The organism is Holdemanella sp. DFI.5.55 (assembly GCF_020593575.1).
In the GTDB taxonomy this organism is placed as follows: domain Bacteria; phylum Bacillota_I; class Bacilli_A; order Erysipelotrichales; family Erysipelotrichaceae; genus Holdemanella; species Holdemanella hominis.
In genome coordinates, this window is sequence record NZ_JAJDMK010000378.1 from 1 (window position 1) to 236 (window position 236).

At 57.2% G+C, this 236-nt stretch carries 1 protein-coding gene; it reads right to left on the reverse strand.

All coding sequences use genetic code 11. The annotated features are described in order from the left end of the window. Positions 1-196 (reverse strand): hypothetical protein (locus LJE08_RS14490; protein WP_227403648.1); only part of this gene is annotated, 196 nt, incomplete at its 3' end. Between the last annotated feature and the right edge of the window lie 40 nt (positions 197-236).

Here is a 236-nt window from a genome sequence, read left to right on the forward strand (position 1 = left end):
TTTTTTCGCTACGCTGACGCACGTTGCAGACACCCCTCGTTTCAACCGACCCGGATGACAGGCAGATGTTCCCGAAGTTTTGCGAAGCGTTAAAAATACCCGCACGTTCGCAGCTTTTGCAGGCCAACTCGGCTAAAACAACGATGGCGTCAACTTCGGCGACGATGGCCCCAAAAGGTTGGGCAAGCACGCGCAAACAGCTTGAACGGGCAGGGCACGGGCACCGTTCGCAGCGG